The sequence below is a fragment of the Arthrobacter sp. 10N418 genome, from assembly GCF_056394725.1.
Map to the genome: position 1 here is coordinate 1 of NZ_JBFTIK010000036.1, position 20,311 is coordinate 20,311.

At 67.4% G+C, this 20,311-nt stretch carries 16 protein-coding genes and 1 pseudogene; 2 read left to right on the forward strand and 15 right to left on the reverse strand.

The genetic code is table 11. From position 1 onward, the window contains the following. Window positions 1–619 (forward strand): HNH endonuclease (locus AC1DCZ_RS18390; RefSeq protein WP_476975867.1); only part of this gene is annotated, 619 nt, incomplete at its 5' end. Between the two features lie 50 nt (window positions 620–669). Here AC1DCZ_RS18390 and AC1DCZ_RS18395 read toward each other — a convergent pair. The 5 genes from AC1DCZ_RS18395 to AC1DCZ_RS18415 form a co-directional block, all read right to left on the reverse strand. After that, window positions 670–2,442, reverse strand: coding sequence for a gamma-glutamyltransferase family protein (locus tag AC1DCZ_RS18395; protein WP_476975879.1), 1,773 nt, complete (start codon window positions 2,440–2,442; stop codon window positions 670–672). A gap of 109 nt (window positions 2,443–2,551) precedes the next feature. Continuing rightward, a complete protein-coding gene (locus AC1DCZ_RS18400) occupies window positions 2,552–2,677 on the reverse strand; it encodes an MFS transporter small subunit (RefSeq protein WP_476894630.1) in 126 nt (41 codons plus the stop codon). A 52-nt stretch (window positions 2,678–2,729) separates the two neighbouring features. Then, window positions 2,730–4,124: an OFA family MFS transporter gene (locus tag AC1DCZ_RS18405; protein WP_476975868.1), complete on the reverse strand. Its 1,395-nt coding sequence runs from the start codon at window positions 4,122–4,124 to the stop codon at window positions 2,730–2,732. Window positions 4,125–4,417: 293 nt separating this feature from the next. Then, window positions 4,418–6,862 (reverse strand): Tex family protein, encoded by a 2,445-nt coding sequence (locus AC1DCZ_RS18410; RefSeq protein WP_476975869.1) that lies wholly within the window; start codon window positions 6,860–6,862, stop codon window positions 4,418–4,420. Between the two features lie 32 nt (window positions 6,863–6,894). Further along, window positions 6,895–7,521, reverse strand: coding sequence for an SOUL family heme-binding protein (locus AC1DCZ_RS18415; protein WP_476975870.1), 627 nt, complete (start codon window positions 7,519–7,521; stop codon window positions 6,895–6,897). Window positions 7,522–7,677: 156 nt separating this feature from the next. Between AC1DCZ_RS18415 and AC1DCZ_RS18420 the strand changes: the two genes are divergently transcribed. After that, window positions 7,678–11,340, forward strand: coding sequence for a TM0106 family RecB-like putative nuclease (locus AC1DCZ_RS18420; protein WP_476975871.1), 3,663 nt, complete (start codon window positions 7,678–7,680; stop codon window positions 11,338–11,340). A gap of 204 nt (window positions 11,341–11,544) precedes the next feature. Here AC1DCZ_RS18420 and AC1DCZ_RS18425 read toward each other — a convergent pair whose 3' ends face one another. The 10 genes and pseudogenes from AC1DCZ_RS18425 to AC1DCZ_RS18470 form a co-directional block, all read right to left on the reverse strand. Further along, window positions 11,545–12,387, reverse strand: coding sequence for a triose-phosphate isomerase family protein (locus AC1DCZ_RS18425; RefSeq protein ID WP_476975872.1), 843 nt, complete (start codon window positions 12,385–12,387; stop codon window positions 11,545–11,547). A gap of 45 nt (window positions 12,388–12,432) precedes the next feature. Further along, window positions 12,433–13,782 (reverse strand): MFS transporter, encoded by a 1,350-nt coding sequence (locus AC1DCZ_RS18430; protein WP_476975873.1) that lies wholly within the window; start codon window positions 13,780–13,782, stop codon window positions 12,433–12,435. A gap of 104 nt (window positions 13,783–13,886) precedes the next feature. Further along, window positions 13,887–14,015 carry a hypothetical protein gene (locus AC1DCZ_RS18435; protein ID WP_476894636.1) on the reverse strand — a complete coding sequence of 43 codons (129 nt, stop codon included), beginning with the start codon at window positions 14,013–14,015 and terminating at the stop codon, window positions 13,887–13,889. Between the two features lie 12 nt (window positions 14,016–14,027). Next, window positions 14,028–14,795, reverse strand: a complete 768-nt coding sequence (locus AC1DCZ_RS18440) for an SDR family NAD(P)-dependent oxidoreductase (protein WP_476894637.1) — start codon at window positions 14,793–14,795, stop codon at window positions 14,028–14,030. A 34-nt stretch (window positions 14,796–14,829) separates the two neighbouring features. Beyond that, window positions 14,830–15,816: a 3-hydroxyacyl-CoA dehydrogenase family protein gene (locus AC1DCZ_RS18445; RefSeq protein WP_476975874.1), complete on the reverse strand. Its 987-nt coding sequence runs from the start codon at window positions 15,814–15,816 to the stop codon at window positions 14,830–14,832. A gap of 2 nt (window positions 15,817–15,818) precedes the next feature. Next, window positions 15,819–16,301, reverse strand: coding sequence for a ribose-5-phosphate isomerase (locus AC1DCZ_RS18450; RefSeq protein WP_476975875.1), 483 nt, complete (start codon window positions 16,299–16,301; stop codon window positions 15,819–15,821). Then, window positions 16,298–18,055 (reverse strand): dihydroxyacetone kinase subunit DhaL, encoded by a 1,758-nt coding sequence (gene dhaL, locus AC1DCZ_RS18455; RefSeq protein WP_476975876.1) that lies wholly within the window; start codon window positions 18,053–18,055, stop codon window positions 16,298–16,300. Before dhaL ends, AC1DCZ_RS18450 begins: the two co-directional genes overlap by 4 nt. A 96-nt stretch (window positions 18,056–18,151) precedes the next feature. After that, window positions 18,152–19,156: a sugar phosphate isomerase/epimerase family protein gene (locus tag AC1DCZ_RS18460; RefSeq protein ID WP_476975877.1), complete on the reverse strand. Its 1,005-nt coding sequence runs from the start codon at window positions 19,154–19,156 to the stop codon at window positions 18,152–18,154. A 184-nt stretch (window positions 19,157–19,340) separates the two neighbouring features. Beyond that, entirely contained in the window at window positions 19,341–20,048 is a 708-nt protein-coding gene (locus tag AC1DCZ_RS18465; RefSeq protein ID WP_476975878.1) for a GntR family transcriptional regulator, read from the reverse strand. A 123-nt stretch (window positions 20,049–20,171) separates the two neighbouring features. Further along, a pseudogene (locus AC1DCZ_RS18470) lies at window positions 20,172–20,311 on the reverse strand (IS481 family transposase); the annotation flags it as partial.

A 20,311-nucleotide genomic window follows, 5' to 3' on the forward strand; every position in this document is an offset into this window, starting at 1 on the left:
CACCGGCGGGCTGCGCCCGCAGGTCATGGTCACCATCGACTACCGCGACCTCCTGGCCCGGCTCGACCGCCTGGGCGCTTCGGCCGGCGGCCCGGAAACGGCTGGCTCAGGCGGCGGCCCGGCAGGCCCGGCAGGCCCGGCAACCGCGGGTCCGGCACCTGCGGAGGGGGCACTGGAGCACACGGGGACCCTGCTGTTCACCGGGCCGGTCACGGCCTCCACGGTCCGGAAGATCGCCTGCGACGCGGACATCATCCCCGTCGTTCTCGGCGGCGGGGGCCGGATCCTGGACATCGGCCGGGCCTCGAGGATCTTCCCGCCCCATATCCGCAAAGCCCTCACCGCCCGGGACCAGGGCTGCGCGTTCCCCGGCTGCACCATCCCGGCGCCGTGGTGCGAAGCCCACCACATCACGTACTGGTCCCGCGGCGGCACCTCCGGCACGGACAACGGGGCACTGCTGTGCTCCCATCACCACCACGTGATCCACAAGGAACACTGGACCATCCAGGTCCGCACCGGGATCCCCTGGTTCATCCCGCCACCCCACCTCGACCCCAAGCAACGCCCCCGCCGCAACCACTACTTCAAACCCGCCGACCTCCCCATCGCTGTCTGAGCTCGGATGCCGTCCGCCTGCTGCCGTCCGCCTGCTGCCCACCCCAGCAGTTACCGTCCTGCGGCGTACCCCTGGGCGCCCCGCGGGTTGGCGGCGGCCTGCAGCACTCCGGTCGCCGGATCCCGCGTCACGGCAGACAAGCGGCCCAGCGTCCAACCGCCCGCCCGGGTGACGACGTGCCCCCGCCTCTCCAGGCCAGCGATGACGTCCTCACCCAGCCGGTCCTCAACGACGGCACCGCCTGGCTCCCAGGAGCGCGGCCAGAACGAGCCGGGCATCGACGTCGTATGGAACGCGGGAGCATCGATGGCCTGCTGCGGCGAGTAGCCACCCACGATCGTCCGCAGCAGATATGGCAGTTGCCATTGGTCTTGCTGGTCGCCACCGGGGGAACCAAGCGCGGTGACGGCTGCTCCGTCCCGCAGCACCAGCGTCGGCGTCAGGGTGGTGCGGGGCCGTTTCCCCGGTGTGAGGGTGGATGGTGTGCCCGGTTCGAGCCATGTCATTTGCAGCCGGGTGCCCAGGCAGAAGCCAAGCTCCGGGATCGCCGGCGAGGACTGCAGCCAGCCACCGGACGGAGTCGCCGAGACCATGTTGCCCCAACGGTCCACGATGTCGATATGGCAGGTGTCTCCGCGTGTCTCCCCCGTCGGCGCCACGGTCGGTTCGCCGACACCCAACCCGGCGGGGGCCGCCCGTCCGGACACGGCGAGCGCCGGCGGCGTGTACTCGGTGCGCAGCGGCGGCAGGTAGGGCACCCGGCCGGGAACAGTGCCCGGCCGGAACTCGAGGGATGCCCGCTCCCCGATCTGCTCACGGCGTCCCGCGCAGTACGCGGCGGATACCAGGTAGTCCAACGGCACATCCGTGTCGCCGTAGTACGCTTCCCGGTCAGCGAGTGCCAGCTTCTGCGCCTCCAGGATGGTGTGGGCCCCGAGTTCGGTGGAGGGGTCGAGGTAGCGGTCCTCGAAGCCCTCAAGGATGGCGAGTGTCTGCAGCAGCGCCGGCCCCTGCCCCCACGGCCCGGTCTTGGCAATCGTGTATCCGCGGAACTCTATCGTGGCGGCAGGCTCGTAGCCTGCCTCAAAGTCCGCCAGGTCACCCAGGGCGAGCACGCCCTGGTGGTCCGTACCGGAGGAGTGCCGGTGCGGGGTCTGGACGGACTCCACCATGGCCCGGGCTACAAAGCCTTCCCTCCATTCGCGCCGGGCCGCGTCGATCCGCGCTTGCCGTGAAATGCCAGCTCCTGGCAGCGACTCCCCCGCCGCCACCAGCCGCAGCAACGTCCCGGCATACGCAGGGTTGCGCACCATCGCGCCTGCGGAGGGGACCCGCCCGCCGGGCATCCAGAGTTCGGCCGACGTGGGCCAGTGTTCCTGGAACAGGGCGGCGACGGCGGCGATGGTGGTGCCGACCCGCCCGAGCATTGGGTGACCGTCCCGCGCGTAGCCGATCGCGAACTCCAACACGGCGTCGAGCTCCCACGTCCCATGGTCGCGAAGGAGCAAAAGCCAGGCGTCGACGGCGGCAGGCACCGCGGCGGCCAGGGCACCGGAGCCGGGAACCAGGTCCAGGCCCTCGGCGAGGTAATGCTCCGGTGTCGCGGCCGCCGGCGCCGGCCCCTGGCCCATCAGGACAACGGGCCGGCCCGGCTCCTCCACGGTGACGAAGACCCCGGTCATGTCCCCGCCCGGGCCGTTCAAGTGCGGCTCCACGACGTGCAGCACGAAGGCTCCCGCAACGGCGGCGTCGAACGCGTTACCGCCGCGTTCCAGCACCGCCTGCGCCGCCGCCGTCGCCAGCCAGTGCGTGGAAGCGCTCATGCCGAAGGTGCCTTGGAGCGTCGGCCGCGTCGTGAACGTGTCCGGGGGCGTGAATGCCACCGGAGCGGCCATGTCAGTGCCGGACCATTGGGACTTTGTGGTCACGGTGTCAGCCAAACAGCGCCGCCACACCGGTGAGGGTCTGGAATACCCCGTAGGCGAGTGGAATCCCGACGAGGGCCCAGGCGACGGTCAATTTTCCGGCCGACAGTTTTTCCGGGGGTTGCGTTCCCACGGGCCGTGTTCCCGGTGACCGTGTTTCGTCAGACATCTTTTCAGCACCCATCTCAGGCCTCCATTGCAGGTTCTTCGGGCCGGACGTGGTCCGGGCGTGGTTCGTGGAAGCGTGCGTCCACGGGTTTGACCAACAGGGTGGCCACGAAGCCAACCACCAGCAGCGCCACCATGGTCAGCAGCCCGGGCTGGTACGACGCCGCATTCAGCTGGCCGGGCTTGCCTTGGGCGTCCAGGAAGGCATTGACGACGAGCGGTCCGGCGATGCCCGCCGCGGACCATGCGGTAAGGAGGCGTCCGTGGATGGCGCCGACCTGGAAGGTGCCGAAAAGGTCCCGCAGGTACGCCGGGGCCGTGGAAAAACCGCCGCCATAGAAGGAGATGATGAGGAAGGCGAGGGCCACGTAAAGCACGGTGGTGCTGGACCCCGCCAGTGCGAGCATCGTGTAGAGCACGGCTCCGACACCGAGGTACACCATGTAGATGCGCTTGCGGCCCGTCACGTCGGAAGTGGCGGACCAGGCGAAACGGCCGGCCATGTTGCCGATGGACAGCAGGCCGACAAACCCGGCGGCGACGCCGGCGCTGACCAGGGATACGCCGTCGGGCTTGCGGAAGAAGTCCTGGATCATGGGCGCGGCCTGTTCCAGGATGCCGATGCCTGCCGTCACGTTGCAGAAGAGGGCAACCCATACGAGCCAGAACTGCCGGGTTTTGACCGCGTTGGAAGCCGAGACGTTGTCTGTGGTCACGAGTTTGGAGGTCTTGGCCTTGGCGGGGTCGAACCCGGCTGGCTTCCAGCCTTCAGCGGGCACCTTGATGGTGAAGGCGCCAAACAGCATGTAGGCCAGGTAGATGACTGCGAGGGTCAGGAAGAGCTTGCCCACCGAGTCGCCGCTGGCCACCCAGCCCTTGGCTCCGGAGTTGGGATCGTACAGCTTGAGCAGCGCCGTGGAGACGGGGCTGGCGATCAGTGCGCCGCCGCCAAAGCCCATGATGGCCATGCCCGTGGCCAGTCCGGGGCGGTCCGGGAACCACTTGATGAGCGTGGAGACCGGCGAGATGTACCCGATGCCCAGGCCAATGCCGCCGACCACGCCGTAGCCCAAGTACACGAGCCACAGCTGCCCGCTGAAGATGCCGAGCGAGCCGATCAGGAAGCCGCTGGCCCAGAAAACCGCGGAGGTGAACATCGCCTTGCGGGGGCCGTTCCTGTCCACCCACGTGCCCATGATGGCGGCGGAAAGGCCCAGCATCACGATCGCGATGGAGAAGATCACGCCGATCTGGGTCAGGCTGGCCCCGAAGTGCTTCACCAGCGCCGTCTTGTAGACGCTCGTCGCGTACGCCTGACCGATGCACAGGTGCACCGCGAGCGCGGCGGGCGGAACGAGCCAGCGGTTGAAGCCCGGCGGGGCGATAGTTCGTTCACGGTCAAGCCAGCCCATAATTGCTCCCCTTGCTTGTCGAAGACCTCGGTGTCCCAGTGGCATAGAGGCCAAAGGCCCCATCAGAGACCGTTGCCTCCGGCAATCATGGTGCAGATACTAAGCAAACATCCTATCTTTGCGCCGAACGGTAGCGATTGAGCGATAAGCGGTGGTGCGCTACTTCCCGAGCCCGGCTTTCCGCAGGGCCTCCGCCATGGCGGTGTTGACGGGGCGGCGTTCTCTTGAAGGGATTTGGGCAGGGCGGCTTTGGGTTGTGAAGCGCTGGGCTGCGAAGCGTTGGGCTGCGCGGCTCAGTGCTGCGCATCGTTTGGGCGCGGCACCCTGGCGGCCTGTCGCGGGCGGTCCTGCTGGGAACCGTTCCGCGTGACCGGGCGCCCCGCGGAGGGCGCCGGCCGCTCGGCGGATGGTGCCTGGCGTCCCCCGGATGGTGCCGGTTCGTCGTCGAGCCTCAGCGTCAGCGAGATGCGCTTCCGCTCCGGATCGGCCTCGAGCACCTTGACCCGGACCACCTGCCCGGACTTCACCACTTCGCGGGGGTCGGAGACGAAGCGGTTGGCCAAGGCGGATACGTGCACCAGCCCGTCCTGGTGAACACCGACGTCGACAAACGCACCAAACGCCGCCACGTTGGTCACGGTCCCCTCCAGGATCATGCCGGGCTTGAGGTCCGAAATCTTCTCGATGCCCTCCGAGAACGTTGCCGCTGCGAACGCCGGACGCGGGTCACGGCCCGGCTTCTCGAGTTCGGCGACAATGTCCCGCACGGTGGGCAGGCCGAAGGCGCCGTCCACAAAGTCCTGCAGGTTCAGGGCCGCGTAGTTTCCCCCGGACGGGATTTTCGCCGCGGCCGCCATGATCTTCCGTGCCACGGGATAGGCCTCGGGGTGCACACTGGACGCATCCAGCGGCTCCGCTCCCGCGGTGATCCGCAGGAAGCCGGCGCACTGTTCAAACGCCTTGGCGCCGAGCCGCGGGACCTTCTTCAGGTCGCTGCGCTTGTTGAACGGGCCGTGCTCGTTCCGGTACGCCACAATGTTCTCGCTCAACAGCGGCCCGACGCCGGCCACCCGGCTCAGCAGCGCGGGCGAGGCCGTGTTCACGTCCACGCCGACCGCGTTCACGCAGTCCTCCACGACGGCGTCGAGGCTGCGGTCCAGCTTGGCCGCCGTGACATCGTGCTGGTACTGCCCGACGCCGATTGACTTCGGCTCGATCTTCACGAGCTCGGCGAGCGGATCCTGCAGGCGCCGCGCGATGGAGACCGCCCCGCGCAGGGACACGTCCATGCCCGGCAGTTCCGCCGCGGCGAGCGCCGACGCCGAATACACCGAGGCGCCGGCCTCGGACACGACGAGCTTCTGGGGCGCAGGGGCGGACCCGAGCGGACCCGAAAGCTGCTTGAGCAGCTCCGCGGCCAGCTTGTCGGTCTCCCTCGACGCGGTGCCGTTGCCGATCGCGACGAGCTCGACGCCGTGCTGCCGCGCCAGGCCCAGGAGCGTCCGCCGCGCCTCATCCCACTTCCGGGCGGGTGCGTGCGGATAGACGGTGTCCGTTGCCACGACCTTGCCAGTGCCGTCCACTACCGCGACTTTCACGCCGGTGCGCAACCCGGGGTCGAGGCCCAGGGTGGCGCGGTTCCCGGCGGGAGCGGCGAGCAGCACGTCCCGAAGATTGGCCGCAAACACGCGCACGGCCTCGTCCTCTGCGGCGCTGAACATCCGGCTGCGCAGGTCGCCCGTCAGCCGGGCCAGCACCCGCGGGCGCCAGGCCTGCTGTGCCGTCTGGAGCAGCCAGGCGTCGGCGGCCCTGCCACGGTCGGAGACCCCGAGGAACCTGGCCACGGCGGCTTCGTAACGGCCGCGGGCGGCGGCGAGGGCGGCGTCGTCGGACGGCTCCGCCTCGGCGAGGTCTACCTCCAGCACCCCGTCCTTTTCCCCGCGCAGCAGCGCCAGGACGCGGTGCGACGGCATGCCGGACGGCGCCTGGGAGAACTCGAAGTAGTCCTTGAACTTCTGGCCCTCGGCCTCCTTGCCCTTCTTCACCCGGGATACCATCCGCCCCTGGGTCCAGAGCCGTTCCCGGAGCGTCGCCGCGAGATCGGCGTCCTGCGCGACGCGCTCCACCAGGATGGACCGGGCACCCGCGAGGGCCGCGGCCGCATCACCGATCGAATGTTCTGCGTTCAGGTACTTGTCGGCTTCGCGCTCCGGGTCCAGCTCTGGCCGTTTCAGCAGGGCATCGGCGAGGGGCTCCAACCCGGCCTCGCGGGCGATCTGCGCTTTGGTCCGTCGTTTGGTTTTGAACGGCAGGTAGATGTCCTCCAGCCGCGACTTCGTGTCGGCGCCGACGACGGCGGCCTGCAGTTCCGGGGTCAGCTGGCCTTGGGCGGCGATCGCCTCGAGGATGGTCCGACGCCGGTCCTCGAGCTCGCGCAGGTAGCGCAGCCGCTCCTCCAGTTCTCGGAGCTGCGTGTCATCCAGCGTTCCGGTGGCTTCCTTGCGGTACCGGGCGATGAAGGGAACCGTGGACCCGGCGTCGAGCAGGTCCACCGCGGCCTTGACCTGCCAGGCCTGGACGCCGAGCTCGCCGGCAATCTGCCCGGCGATGCCGGACTCCTGGGTCTGCGGAGCCGGGGTCTTGGGGAGCTGGGTCTTGGCGGACGGAGTCTTGGCGGGCGGAGTCCGGGGCGGCGGTGCGGAGGCTGAACTGGCGGGGCGCTGCGGGAGTTGGGTCACCCTGCCATTTTGCCCTACGGCATCATCCGGCCCTAGGCGGTGCCGCCACCCGGGCCCTGCTCCACATCCTGGACGACCTCATTGTGGCGGAGGAACCAGGGCTTGAACGGCGGGTCGAACCGGGCAAACCGCGGCGGCCCCCAGGCTGTCATGCCGGCCGCGGCGATGGCGTCCTGCAGCTCCTTATTGCGCTTCGCGAAGGCAGGTTTGGATCCGCTGCCGGAAAAGCGAAGGACGGCCGCAGTCGATCCCGGGACGGTCCGGATCTTGACCAGCGGGTCCGCGGGGACGGGGGCCGCGTCCTCGGTCATTCCGGCAGGGAGTACGAACGCGACCACGTACGCGCCCTCCTCCGGTTCGCCGTCGCTCGTGGGGCCGCCATCCAACGGCCCGCACTGGAGGACTGGCGCCGTCATCTGCACCTTCTGGGAAGCGTTCCGGGACGGCGCGGCGCCCTGGACCACGGGCGCGGTCATCGCCAGCGACTGCCGGGCCGTGTTGTTGCCGCTGATGTAGTTGAAAAGGTGGCGGAAGGCGGCGTTGCCCGCACGGTCAAAGGACGCGCTGACTTCTACTTCCGCCACCGTGTGCGCAGGGTAGCGCCGCAGCTCGAAGTCCGGGAATCGCTGCACAAGCTCGTAGGGCTGCTGTTCAGTCATCGTCTTCAGACGATACGCCCGGGGACCGACGAGGAACAGGGCCGGCCGGTGCCGGACGCGATGTTGGAAGGGCGGCGGGCGCTGGCGGGATTGTCGGAGGGCTTTGATAGCTTGGCAGTAGGTCATCAAAGGCAACGGCGCAGATAGCGGGGCACAGTGTTTCTCCTTGAACCGGAACTTCCGGGTTCCGCACCGGATCTGGTCTTCTCCGCAAGTGACCTCGTGGTGGCTGCGAGCTGTGAGTACCAGCTGCTGCGCAAGCTCGACGAAAAGCTGGGCCGCTCCCCCAAGGCCGTCTTCGACGAGGACGAAATGCTGGGGCGGACCGCAGCGCTCGGCGACGTCCATGAGCACAGAGTCCTGGACAAATTCCTGGACCAGTTCGGGGAGTGGAAGCCGGCCACGGGACGCGGCGTGTACGACGTCGTTCCGGCCGGAACGATGGACCGTGCCACTTTGCTGGCCAAGCACGCCGAGTCCATCGACGCCCTGCGCTCGGGCGCCGACGTCGTATTCCAGGCAGCTTTCTTTGACGGCGTGTTCCATGGCCGCTCGGATTTCCTGGTGCGGCAGGACAACGGCAGCTACGCCGTGTTCGACACCAAACTGGCGCGCCACGCGAAAGTAACCGCCCTTCTCCAGCTTGCCGCCTACGGGGACCAATTGCTGAAGGCGGGGATAACGCCGGATCCAGACGTCACGCTCGTCCTCGGCGCCACGGTGGCGACGGCCGACGGCGGATTCGACTACGTCCGCAGCAACCACAAACTGGCGGAAATCCTGCCCGTCTTCCGCGAGCGCCGCGACCGCTTCGTTGCCCTTACCGCCGCGCACCGGAATCAACCCGGGCCGGTGCGGTGGGGCGCGCCCGGCATCACGGCCTGCGGGCGCTGCGACTACTGCCAGGAGCTGGTCAAGGCCACCGATGACCTGCTCTTGGTGGCGCGGATGAACTCGGCCCAGCGCAAGGCACTCCACAAAGACGGCATTTTCACCGTCAAGGAACTGGCCGAAGCCCCACTTCCGGGAGCGAACGCCGCGCTGCTGCGGCTGCAGGACCAGGCCCGGATGCAAAGCGGTGTCGGCAGCGCAGACGGCAGCGTCAGGTACTTCAAGGACGGTGAAGACCACACCATCCGCTACCGTGTTGTCCCGCAAAACACACTTGCCGAGCTCCCTGAGCCCAGTACGGGCGACATCTTCTTCGACTTCGAGGGCGACCCTTTGTGGCAGGAGTGCACCACCGGTGTCTGGGGGCTTGAGTATCTCTTCGGCGTGATCGAAGCACCGACCCGTCCGGGCGCCGAGGGCGTGTTCAAGCCGTTCTGGGCCCACAGCAGGCAGGCCGAGAAGCAGGCCTTCCTCGACTTCCTGGCCTACGTCGAGAAACGTCGCCAGGAATACCCGGACATGCACGTCTATCACTACGCCGCTTACGAGAAAACAGCGCTGCGGAAGCTCTCCGTCATGCATGTTGCCGGCGAGGACACCGTGGACCAGTGGTTGCGGGATGGCCTCCTGGTGGACCTGTACCAGACCGTCCGCAACAGCATCCGCATTTCCGAAAACTCCTACAGCATCAAGAAGCTCGAACCGCTCTACATGGGAACCAACTTGCGCTCCGGGGACGTGAAGGACGCCGGCGCGTCCGTGGTTGCCTACGCCCAGTACTGCGATGCCCGTGAGGATGGCCGCGACGAAGAGGCCGCCGCCATCCTTGCCGGGATCGCCGACTACAACGAATACGACTGCCTGTCCACGCTGGAGCTCCGGAACTGGCTGGTGGGGTTGGCCAGGGAGCCCGCTATCGGACCCGGCGGCCGCGGCGGCGGGGCCGCCGGTGGCGGCGCGGGAGGCGCGGGAGGCGCAGCTGACCGTGGCGGCGCCGGTGACGGTGAACAGTCCGTTTCCGGCGCCGCCGGCACGGATCCGGTCCTCAGCCCGGCCGAACGGACGTTGGCGGAGTTCGCCGACACTGGCACGGGCCTTCCCGAGGCGGACCGGAAGGCGGTTGCGATGCTGGCGGCGGCGGTGAGCTATCACCGGCGCGAACGCAAGGCCTTCTGGTGGGCGCATTTTGACCGCTGCGAGAACGGCCCGGACACGCACCAGCAGGACCGGAATGTCTTCCTCGTCGAGGAGGCGGCGGCCTTGGACGGCTGGTGGAAGGACGGCGCCAAGCTTCCAGAACGCAGGGTCCAGCTGATCGGCACGGTGACTCCGGGCTCGGACCTTCGCGAGGGCAGCACCTGGTTCCGCATGTACGAGCCGCCGCTCCCCGCCGGACTTGAGGGCACGGGGATTGACGGTACCGGGCGGAACGGCTGGTTCGGGACCGAGATCCTTGAGCTTGGCCACGAAGACGGCAAGGACACAGTCATCATCCGGGACAAGCTTCGCCGGAACGTCGAGCCCTATTCGCAGTTGCCCGTGGCGCTGACCGAGGATCAGCCCATCCAGACGAAAAGCCTTGAAGATGCCCTCGCGCTTTTGGCTGACAACGTCGCGGCCGGGCTGCGTGCGGCGGGCGGGGATGCGTTCCCGCGCCATCCCGCGCTGGACCTGATGCGTCGGATACCGCCACGGCTGTCAACGGGCCGGGCGTTGCCCGCACCCGGTGACGGTGAAGACCGCTTCATCGACGCCATCACCGAAGCCGTTGAAGCCCTGGACTGTTCTTACGTCGCCGTCCAGGGGGCGCCCGGCACCGGCAAGACCCATGTAGGCTCGCACGTCATCGCCCGGCTGGTGGCCCGCGGGTGGAAAGTCGGCGTCGTCGGCCAGTCCCATGCCGTCGTGGAAAACCTGCTGAAGACCGCGGTGACCAAGGCCGGGGTCGATCCCGCCCGGGTCGCCAAGGATGTGAAGCACCAGGAGCCGCTGTCCTGGGACCAGCGTGCAGCTCAGGACGTCGCCCGGCTGCTCGGCTCACCAGGTGGAGCCCTGGTGGGCGGCACTGCGTGGACGATGACCGGCGCCACCGTGCCGCCCGGTTCGCTGGACCTGTTGGTGATTGACGAGGCCGGCCAGTTCTCCCTGGCCAACACCTTGGCCGTGGCGCAGGCCAGCAGCCGTCTGCTGTTGCTCGGTGACCCCCAACAATTGCCGCAGGTCAGCCAGGGCTCGCACCCGGAACCTGTCGACGAGTCGGCCCTAGGCTGGATATCGTCCGGCCACGCCACGTTGCCGCCCGAGCTCGGCTATTTCCTGGCGGACTCATGGCGGATGACGTCCGAGTTGTGCCGGGCAGTGTCCGATCTTTCGTATGAGAATCGGCTGCATTCAGCTCCGGCCGCTGACCGCCGGCGCCTCGATGGTGTGCCTGCGGGCATCGAAACAGTCCTCGTCGAGCACAGCGGCAACATCACCCGCTCCCCCGAAGAGGCGGCCGAGGTCGTCCTGCAAGTGCGGCGGCACCTGGGCCTCGCGTGGCATACCGAACATGGCACCCGCCCGCTCGAAGCTGCCGACGTACTCGTGGTGGCCGCGTATAACGCCCAGGTCAACCTGATCCGTGACGCCCTGGACCGGGCCGCGTTGTCGGAGGTCCGGGTGGGCACCGTCGACAAGTTCCAGGGCCAGGAAGCGGCCGTAGTAATAGTGTCCATGGCGTGTTCAGCCGTGGCCGAAGCGCCGAGAGGCATGGAGTTCCTGCTCTCACGCAACAGGATCAACGTCGCCGTCTCCCGCGGTCAGTGGCGCGCCGTGATTGTCCGCGCGCCCGAACTGACGAACTATCTGCCCACGCATCCCGAGGGCCTGGAGCAGCTGGGCGGGTTCATCGGCCTGTGCCAGAGGTCAGCGCCGCCCAACTCCTAGGGGCATTGCTCACTCCCCGCGCCCGGAGCACGCCCATTTTCCGGGTGCAGCCGGCTCCAGAACAGGGAGCATGCCCATTTTCCGAGCCCCGCTCCGGGGGACATGCCCATTTCTAGCCTCAAAAAGTGGGCAAGATGGCATTCTGCCCACTGTTCGTGGCGGGCGAGGGACATGTCCAGCGGTGGGGGTCCGCGCGACGGGAACCTAGGTCCGGCGGGCAGCGGAAGAGGCATCGGAAGAGGCAGCGTCCGTCGCGGGGAAGGCCTCCGCCAGCAGGAGTGCTTCATCCAGCACCGCTCCGAAGTTCGCCGGATCGTGGGCGAACCGGCCCAGGAAGAGACCAGAGACGCCGTCGAGCACCGGCAGGAGCCCTGGCTTGGCCGAACCCCCGTAAATGACCGGCAGCCCAGGCACTCCGGCGGCGGCGAGGCGGCCCTGGAGCTGCCGCACGACGTCGGACACGTACCCGGGAGCTGCGGGCTCCGCCGCACCGATGGCCCAGACGGGTTCGTACGCGATGACCAGCCCGGCGGCGAGGTTCCAGTCGCCGTCGACCGCCGACTCGATCTGGCGGTACACAAAGCCCGCTGCCGCCTCCGGTTCGCTGGAATCGGGCTCGCCGACGCACAGCAACGGCGTGAGCCCGGCGTCATTGGCGGCCCTGATCTTGCGCGCAATCATGGCTTCGCCTTCGCCGAAGTGACGCCGGCGCTCGGCGTGGCCGATTTCCACGAGCCGGACCCCGAGCTCCGCGAGCATGGTCGGGGAAACCTCTCCAGTCCAGGGGCCGTCGGCCCAGCCGCAGTTCTGGGCACCCAGCAGAACCCCCGAACCGGCCAGCAGCCGGGCGGCGGCGGGCAGTACAGGAAACGAGGGAATGACAAACGGTACAACCCGTCCGGCCGTGAGGGCCGGACGGGCGTCGACTTCGTGCCGCAGCCGCTCCAGCCAGTCCAGGCTGTCCTGGTATCCCAGGTACATTTTGGTGCTGACACCCACTAGGATGCTGCCGCCGGTGGTCGGGCCGGGGTGGTGCTGCTGCGACATTGTTGGTGCTTTCCGCTGGATCCAGTTGAAGGGCGCTGGGAGGCTTTAGTCTTCCAGCAGCTCATCCGCCTTGTTGCGGAACTTCTTCGTGGCAAACATCATGATGGCCGCGAGGAACGGGAGCACGCCCAGGGCAAAGATGCCTGCGGAGCCGGTGGAGTCCGCCGCCATCTGGTTGACGCTGGTGCGCATGATCGGCGCGACGAAGCCGCCCAGGTTTCCGAGCGAGTTGATCAGGCCGATTCCCGCGGCGGCGGCCGTTCCGGTGAGGAACGCCGTCGGGTAAGACCACGCGATAGGGCCGATGGAAAGGAAGCTGCACACGGCAAGGGTGATGAAGATGATACCGAGTGCGGGGAGGTGGTTGGTGCCGGCCCATGCGGAGACGAAGATGCAGAGGCCGGTGGAGATGAACAGCCCGGTGCCCCAGACGCGGCGGCGGACCAAAGTGTTGGCGGCCTTGCCGATGAAGTAGCAGGCAAAGATGCCGAAGAACCATGGGATGGCTGCCATCAGGCCGACGGCGAGGCCCACCTTCTGGCCGGTCAGCTGCGCCACCTGCTGCGGGAGATAGAACGTCACACCGTAGACAGCGATCTGCAGGCAGAAGTAGATGACGGTGAAGTACCAGACCTTGCCGTTCTTCATGGCGGCAAGGACGCCGCGCGGGCCGGACTCTTCCTTGACAGTGTCCTCCAGCGCCATGACCTCCAGGAGGGCGCTCTTCTCGTCCTTCTTCAGGAACTTGGCGTCCTGTGGGCTGTTGATCAGGAAGAAGTAGGCGGCGACCCCGGCGATTACCGCCAGCACGCCTTCGACGAAGAACATGACCTGCCAGCCCTCGACTCCGGGCACCTGGTCGCCGATGTTGATCAGCCAGCCGGACAGCGGTGCGCCCATCATCTGGGAGAACGGCTGGGCCAGGTAGAAGATGGCGAACATCTTGACGCGGACCTTGTTGGGGAACCATGCCGCCAGGAACATGATCACGCCCGGGAACAGCCCGGCCTCGGTGACACCCAGCAGGAACCGCAGGACGATGAACGACGTCTCGCCCTGGACGAACGCGAAGCAGGCGGACACGATGCCCCAGGTGATGGCGATGCGGGCCAACCACACCTTCGCCCCGAACTTGGTCAGGAGCAGGTTGCTCGGGATTTCGAAAAGGGCGTAACCGATGAAGAAGATCCCGGCGCCGAGGGCGAAGGCTCCGGCGCTAATGCCCTTGTCCACGCCCAGGGCCGCCTCGGAAAAGCCCACGTTGGTGCGGTCCAGGAAGGCGACCACATAAAGGATCACCAGCATGGGCATAAGCCGGCGGGAGGCTTTGGAAATGGCCGATTTAAGGACCGGCGATTCCAACAGCTCCTTGGTGGATGTTGTTGTTACGGACATAAAAACTCCTCGTCGAGCAATCAGTGGTGTAACGCGGTGGGGTGAACCAGTTGCGTGGAGAAAGGCCGGATGCCGCTAAGCCGGATCCGGCCGGGAGAACGTGTCTAGCGTGATAAAGCCATCATCATGATCCCGGCCAGGCAGGCCAGGATCCCGACGGCGAGGTAGATCTTCCGGCCCTTGCTCCAGGACCCGAATCCGGAGGCTGCGGGCGGTTGGCTGCGTTGTGCCACGGTGCTTCTTCCTTAGTGCATGTAGAGTCCGCCATCCACATTCAGCGTCTGGCCGGAGATGTAGCCGGCGTCCTCGCTGATGAGGAAGGCGATGGCGGCCGCGATGTCCCGGGTGGAGCCCACCCGGTTCACCACGAGGTCTTTGGTGAGGTCGTCCTTGCGTTCCTGGCTCAGGGTGCCGCCCATGATGTCAGTGTCGATGGGGCCCGGGGAGATGGCGTTGACGGTGATGTCGTATTCGCCGAGCTCGCGGGCGGTGGAGCGGGTCAGCCCGATCACGCCGGCCTTGGCCACCGAGTACGGCGTCTTGGAGTAGGTGCCGCCGCCGCGCTGGGCGGAGACGGAGGAGATGTTCACGATGCGGCCGATTCGGTTCTTGACCATGGATTCGGCGACGCGGCGTGTGGCGTAGTGGACGCCGTTGAGGTTGATGCTGAGGACCCGGTCCCACTCGGCCGCGTCGAGTTCGAGGTACGGGACGGGGGAACTGACGCCGGCCACGTTGGCCAGGGCCACGATCTGCGGCAATTCGGCCTCGATAGCGTCGATTGCCGCCCGGACTGAGCTTTCATCGGACACGTTGGCGCCGGCGCCGAACGCCTTGACGCCGTGCTCGGCGGCCAGTTCCTTGGCCGCCGCCTTGCAGCGTGCGTCATCGAGGTCGATGATGCCGATGTTCCAGCCCTGCGCGGCAAGGTAGTTGGCGGTGGCGCGGCCGATGCCGCGCTCGGATACGGCGCCGGTGATGATCGCGGTGCGTTCTGCGGGGAAAGTGCTCATGGAGTTGCTCCTGAAAGTATGAAAGTAGCGGGGATCAGTTGATGGGGGCGGGGCCGAGCTCGTCGATGAGCTTCTGCATGGCCACGTACGCCTTGTTCCGGTAGGCGATGAGCTCGGGTGTGCGCTCGGCGGGGACGTTGAGGAAACCTGCACCGGTCTTGGTGCCCAGCTTCCCGGCGTCGACGAGTTCGCTGAGGATCTTTGGCGTCGCAAAGCGCTCCGGGAACTCCGTCTGCAGCGACTTGTAGCAGAAGTTGTAGACGTCCAGCCCTGCCATATCGGCGATGGCGAACGGTCCGAAGAACGGCAGCCTGAAGCCGAAGGTGGTGCGGACCAGCGTGTCGATATCCGCCGCCGTCGCGATCTCCTGCTCCACCAGCTGGGCGGCCTCATGGAACAAGGCGTACTGGAGCCGGTTGAGCACGAAGCCCGTGACGTCTTTGACGACCGCGGTCTGCTTGCCGGCGGCGTGGACCAGTTCGCACACGGCGCCCACCGTGGCCGCCGAGGTGCCGGCATGGGGGATGACTTCCACACCCGGGATAAAGGGTGACGGGTTGGAGAAGTGCACGCCCAGGAACCGCTCCGGATGGGCGACGGGCTCGGAGAGCTCCGCGATGGAGATGGTGGAGGTGTTGGAGCCGATGATGGCGTCCGGGCGGGCGGCAGCGCTGATGCGCGCCAGCGTCTGGTGCTTGATCGCAATGACCTCGGGGACGGCTTCTTCGATGAAGTCGGCGTCCGCCACTGCTTCCTCGATGTCCTTGGCCGCCCAGAGGTTCTCCTTCAGGATGGCGGTGGAGCCTTGCGGGAAGAGCCCGGCGGCGACGAATTCGTCGGATTCGGCCAGCAGCCGCTCGTAGTTCTTTTGCGCCACTTCGGCGGACACATCAGCCAGGGCGACCCGGGCACCGCCGAGCGCCAGGACCTGCGCAATCCCGCCGCCCATGTATCCGGAGCCGACGACGGCGATCTTGCGGGCGGCGTTAATGGCGGATGCGGTATTTGCTGATTCGGTCACGGTCAGACTGCCTTCGTGTATTCGGGCTCGTAGGAGCAGATGGCGTCCACCTTGGCGGCGGAGGAAGAGGTTTCGTCGAAGCGGTGGCCCAACCATTCGCTGACGAGTTTCTTGGCGAGTTCCAGGCCGATGACGCGCTGCCCGAGCGTGAGGACCTGGGCGTTGTTGCTGAGCACGGACCGCTCCACAGAGTAGCTGTCGTGGGCGGTGACGGCGCGGATGCCGGGGACTTTGTTGGCGGCGATGGCTACCCCCAGGCCGGTGCCGCAAATCAGGAGGGCACGGTCCGCGTCCCCCTCGGCCACCTTACGGGCGGCCTCAACGGCGACGTGCGGGTATGCGGTGGTGTCATTGGCGCCGACTCCGATGTCCTGCACGGACGCGACGCGGGGATCCGCTTCGAGCAGTGCCTTGAGTGCGTTCTTGTATTGGACGCCGGCTTCGTCGTTTCCGACGACGATGCGCCAGCCTGCTGCTGTGCTCATGCCTGTGCTCCTTGCTGGGCCGGTTCGGGGTTAGCGACCCGGCTGTCGGTGTGTGCGGAAATCCTTGCTGCGATGAGGGCGAATGAAACTGCTCCCGGGTCCGGATGTCCCAGGCTCTTTTCGGCGAGCGGCCGGGCACGACCCTTCAGGGGGCGAAGTTTGGCGGTGGCGTCCGCGGCGGTCCGGGCGGCGGCGGCGGCCGCGGCGAGCGCTTCGGCCACGGTAGCGCCGTCGTCGGACGCCGTGAGGAAGGTGTCCCGAAAAGGCAGCAGGGCGTCCACCATGGTTTTGTCCCCCGGTTCCGCCTTGCCGAGTTCGGTGATCGCAGCGACGAAAGCGGTAATCGTGGCTGCCGCGTCCTCGCCGCTGTAGCTGTCCCGGTTTCCCAGTGTCAGTCCTGCAGCGATGACCGCCGATCCCCAGAGCGCGCCGGAGGTACCGCCGGCGCGTTCGCTCCAGGCCTCCCCGGCGGACGCCAGGACGCGCGCGGCCGATGCGCCGGCGTCGTCCGCGGCCGCCCGCTCAGCGGCTGCGACCGCCGCGTCGACGCCGCGCCGCATCCCGATGCCGTGATCGCCGTCGCCGGCGATGGCGTCCAGCCGGCCCAGTTCGTCCTCGTGCTCGACGACGGCGTCCCGCACCTGACGGAGCATGGCGGCTGCCTGCCGTCCGAGTTCTGCCGCGGCGGCGGTGGGGCGTTCGACGTCGGACGCCGCTTCCGCGTCCGCAACGGCCAGCTGGCGGAGGGCACGCGGTGCCAGGTTGCCCTTGCGGAATGCCGGGGTGTCTGCCGGGGCGGCCCAGTACCGCTCAAGTTCGTCGTCGAGCCAGAGCAGGGTCAGGGAGAGCCCGGACATGTCCAGGCTGGTGACGAGCTCGCCGCATTCCGGTTCCACCACGGTGAGTCCGGCCGCGAGGAGGAGCTTTTCGATTTTTCCGAACAGCAGGAACAGCTCGTCATACTTGACTGTGCCGAGGCCGTTGACGATCGCCACGACCCGGCGGCCGGCGTCGTGGGGCTTGTCGGCGAGCAGTTTGGTGACCAGAAGTTCGGCGAGTTCAGAGGCGGTGGGCATCGGGTGCTCGGAGATCCCCGGTTCGCCGTGGATGCCCAGGCCCAGGGACATCTGTCCCGCGGGTACGGAAAACAGCGGGGCGTCGGCGCCCGGCAGGGTGCACCCGTCGAAGGCCACGCCCAGCGACCGGGTGCGGTAGTTCGTCCGGATGGCGAGCCGTTCAACGGTGTCCAGGTCCAAGCCGGCCTCGGCGGCGGCGCCCGCGATTTTGAAGACCGTCAGGTCGCCGGCGATTCCGCGGCGCTTTTCGATCTGGTCGAGCGGGGCGCTGGCGATGTCGTCCGTGACGAGGACGGTGCGGGTTTCGATGCCTTCGGCGTTGAGGCGGAGCTGGGCCTGGCCAAAGTGCAGGACGTCCCCGGCGTAGTTGCCGTAGCTCAGCAGCACGCCTCCGCCGGCGTTGGCGGCCCTGGCCACACGGTAGACCTGGCCGGCGGCCGGGGACGCGAACATATTGCCGCAGGCCGAGGCCGCGGCGAGTCCGGGTCCCACGAGTCCGGCGAAGGCCGGGTAGTGGCCGGACCCGCCGCCGACCACGAGTGCCACCTGCCCGGCCGGTACCTCGGTGGAACGGACGACGCCGCCGTCCACGCGGGCAACGTACCCGCGGTTGGCTGCCACAAAGCCGTCCAACGCTTCATCCGCAAAGTCAGCGGGGTTGTCGAAGATCTGGGTCATGGTTCCTCATTGAATCCGTGGTGGGAAGTATTGCTGCGGTGGAGCTGGATGGTGCGGCCGCCCCCAAATAGCTTGACGGCCGCACCAAGCGCCGAGTCAGACGCTGGCGAGTTCCGCGGTGGCGGGCTTCTGCCGGCCCTGTGCGACCTGGCTCTGGCCGAGGGTATAGCCGTCGGTCCTGGGCAGGATCCGGCGTCGGAGGTAGTCCTGGTTGCTGGCCGTAACGCTGAGACCGTCGCCGCCGTAGTGCTCGGTGCAGAGGATGCCCTGGAAACCGACCGACAGGGCGATCCGGAAGGCCTCGCGATAGTTGATCAGGCCGCTTTCCATCGGGGCGGGCATTGCCACGTAGATGTCGCGGGCCACGTCCTCATCGCGGATGTAGTTCTTCATGTGCCAGTAGTTGGAGTACGGGAGGGTCTTGGCCACCATCTCGCGCCAGTCCTCGATCGGGCGGTGGACCCGGACCAGGTTGCCCAGATCGGGGTTCAGGCCAACGTTGTCCAGTCCGATGTCCTGGACCAGCTGGACGGACGAATCCGCGGTGCCCAGATACGTGTCCTCGTACATTTCGAGCGAGAGGAGGATCCCGGCCTCCGCTGCGTGCCGGCCGAGTTCCCGGAGGCGGGTGACGGCCTTGCCCCAGGTCTCTTTGTCCCCCACCGGGTCTTTGTGTCCTTCGACGGTCCAGAACCAGAGTTGCTTCCGCTGCTCGGGGGTGAGCGCCTGGTGCAGTCCGAAGGAGACCACCTCGCAGCCCAGTTCGGCGGCGGCGTCGATAGTGCGGTGGCTGTACGCCAGATTGGCCTCCCAGTTCCGCTCCTCGATGACACTGCGGCGGATGGCGGAGATGACGGGGATGCCGATGCCGACGTTCTCTGCGGTCTCCTTGAATTCTGCGAGACGGGCGGAGCTCAGGTCGCCCGGACGCACCCAGCTGTCCGTGAGGTCCGCGTTGGTGAAGCCGGCATCCTTGACTTCCTGAAGCACAGCGGCCCAGGCCGCCGCGTCGGCGTCGTTGATCTCGGCTCCCGTGGCATCAACGCCGGGGAACTGCAGCAGGGCTGCGGTGATCGGCCAGTTCTCGGCTGTATAGGCCATGGTTCACTCCTTCGTGGAATCCTGTTTCCTATAGGATTTACTATCAAGGGAGTGTTGTCAAGATCACATTGCGGATACCGGCGGGAATCGAAGATCCTACAGGGAGCCGTCGCGGCGCGGAGGAGTCCCCGTGCATCCCCGTCGGGAACTCTTCCTGACTACGTGGAAGGAGGCCGGCCCTCGGTCAGCCCGCGGGGGCGTCGGCGATGGCGCGGCCACGCACCTTTTGCACGTGATCAGCCATGGCAAGTGCGGCCTTTTCCGGGTCACCGGAGGCGAAGGCATCCAGGACGGACTGGTGCTCGGCAATGGCAAACTCGGCGTCGGTGATACCCACGCCCCCGAAGAGTCGGAAGCGCTGCACCTGCCCTCCGAGCGCCGCGTAGGCGGCAACCATGAACTGGTTGCCGGTGAATTCCGCGATCAGCCGGTGAAACCTCTCGTCAGCTTCCAGGTAGTCGCGATATTCGGCAAACGACGGTCCTCGCGGCGCTGTCTTCAGGTCGGCGACTGCCCGTGCCAGCTCGGCGAGGTGCTCGGGGGTCAACTGGGCGCACGCGAGGCGGGCATTGACGGGCTCAATCGCCAGGCGTGCCTCCATGAGCTCAGCAAAGTCTTCCTGGGTGAAGACGGGCGCGACCCGGTAGCCCTTGAGTGCCACGCGGCGCACCATCCCGGTGTGCTCCAACCGGGCGAGCGCTTCCCGTACCGGCGTCGGTGACACATCGAGTTCCCTGGCGGTGCCGTCGATACTCACCACCGCCCCGGGTTCGAGCCGACCGTCCATGAGTGACGCCAGAAGCTCCTCATAGACGTGATCAGCCAGGACCTGGCGGCTGACGGTTCGGCCCGCGGGGCGGATCTTAGGCAGGTTCCCGGAAGCTGGTTGCATGTTCAAATCCTATAGGACTGGCCGAAGCGGAGGTCCTCCTGCCCGAACTCGGGACATGCTCATTCTTCGTCCCCGCGCCCGGGCAGGCGCCATGGACATGCTCATTCTTCGTATCTAGGTGTATTACCCACGGAGGTTGGTGACGCGGCTAGCGGGTGTTTGACCCTTGAGTGAGGTGTGGCCTCGGTTGTGATTGTAGTGGTGCAGCCAGGGCTCGAAGGCGGCAACGCGTTCGGTCTCTGAGGTGTAGGGCCTGGCGTAGG

Coding starts and splice junctions, on each gene's coding strand:
- AC1DCZ_RS18395 (WP_476975879.1), bottom strand. CDS start 2,442: ATGAGCGCTTCCACGCACTGGCTGGCGACGGCGGCGGCGCAGGCGGTG.
- AC1DCZ_RS18405 (WP_476975868.1), bottom strand. CDS start 4,124: ATGGGCTGGCTTGACCGTGAACGAACTATCGCCCCGCCGGGCTTCAAC.
- AC1DCZ_RS18415 (WP_476975870.1), bottom strand. CDS start 7,521: ATGACTGAACAGCAGCCCTACGAGCTTGTGCAGCGATTCCCGGACTTC.
- AC1DCZ_RS18425 (WP_476975872.1), bottom strand. CDS start 12,387: ATGTCGCAGCAGCACCACCCCGGCCCGACCACCGGCGGCAGCATCCTA.
- AC1DCZ_RS18430 (WP_476975873.1), bottom strand. CDS start 13,782: ATGTCCGTAACAACAACATCCACCAAGGAGCTGTTGGAATCGCCGGTC.
- AC1DCZ_RS18440 (WP_476894637.1), bottom strand. CDS start 14,795: ATGAGCACTTTCCCCGCAGAACGCACCGCGATCATCACCGGCGCCGTA.
- AC1DCZ_RS18450 (WP_476975875.1), bottom strand. CDS start 16,301: ATGAGCACAGCAGCAGGCTGGCGCATCGTCGTCGGAAACGACGAAGCC.
- dhaL (WP_476975876.1), bottom strand. CDS start 18,055: ATGACCCAGATCTTCGACAACCCCGCTGACTTTGCGGATGAAGCGTTG.
- AC1DCZ_RS18460 (WP_476975877.1), bottom strand. CDS start 19,156: ATGGCCTATACAGCCGAGAACTGGCCGATCACCGCAGCCCTGCTGCAG.
- AC1DCZ_RS18465 (WP_476975878.1), bottom strand. CDS start 20,048: ATGCAACCAGCTTCCGGGAACCTGCCTAAGATCCGCCCCGCGGGCCGA.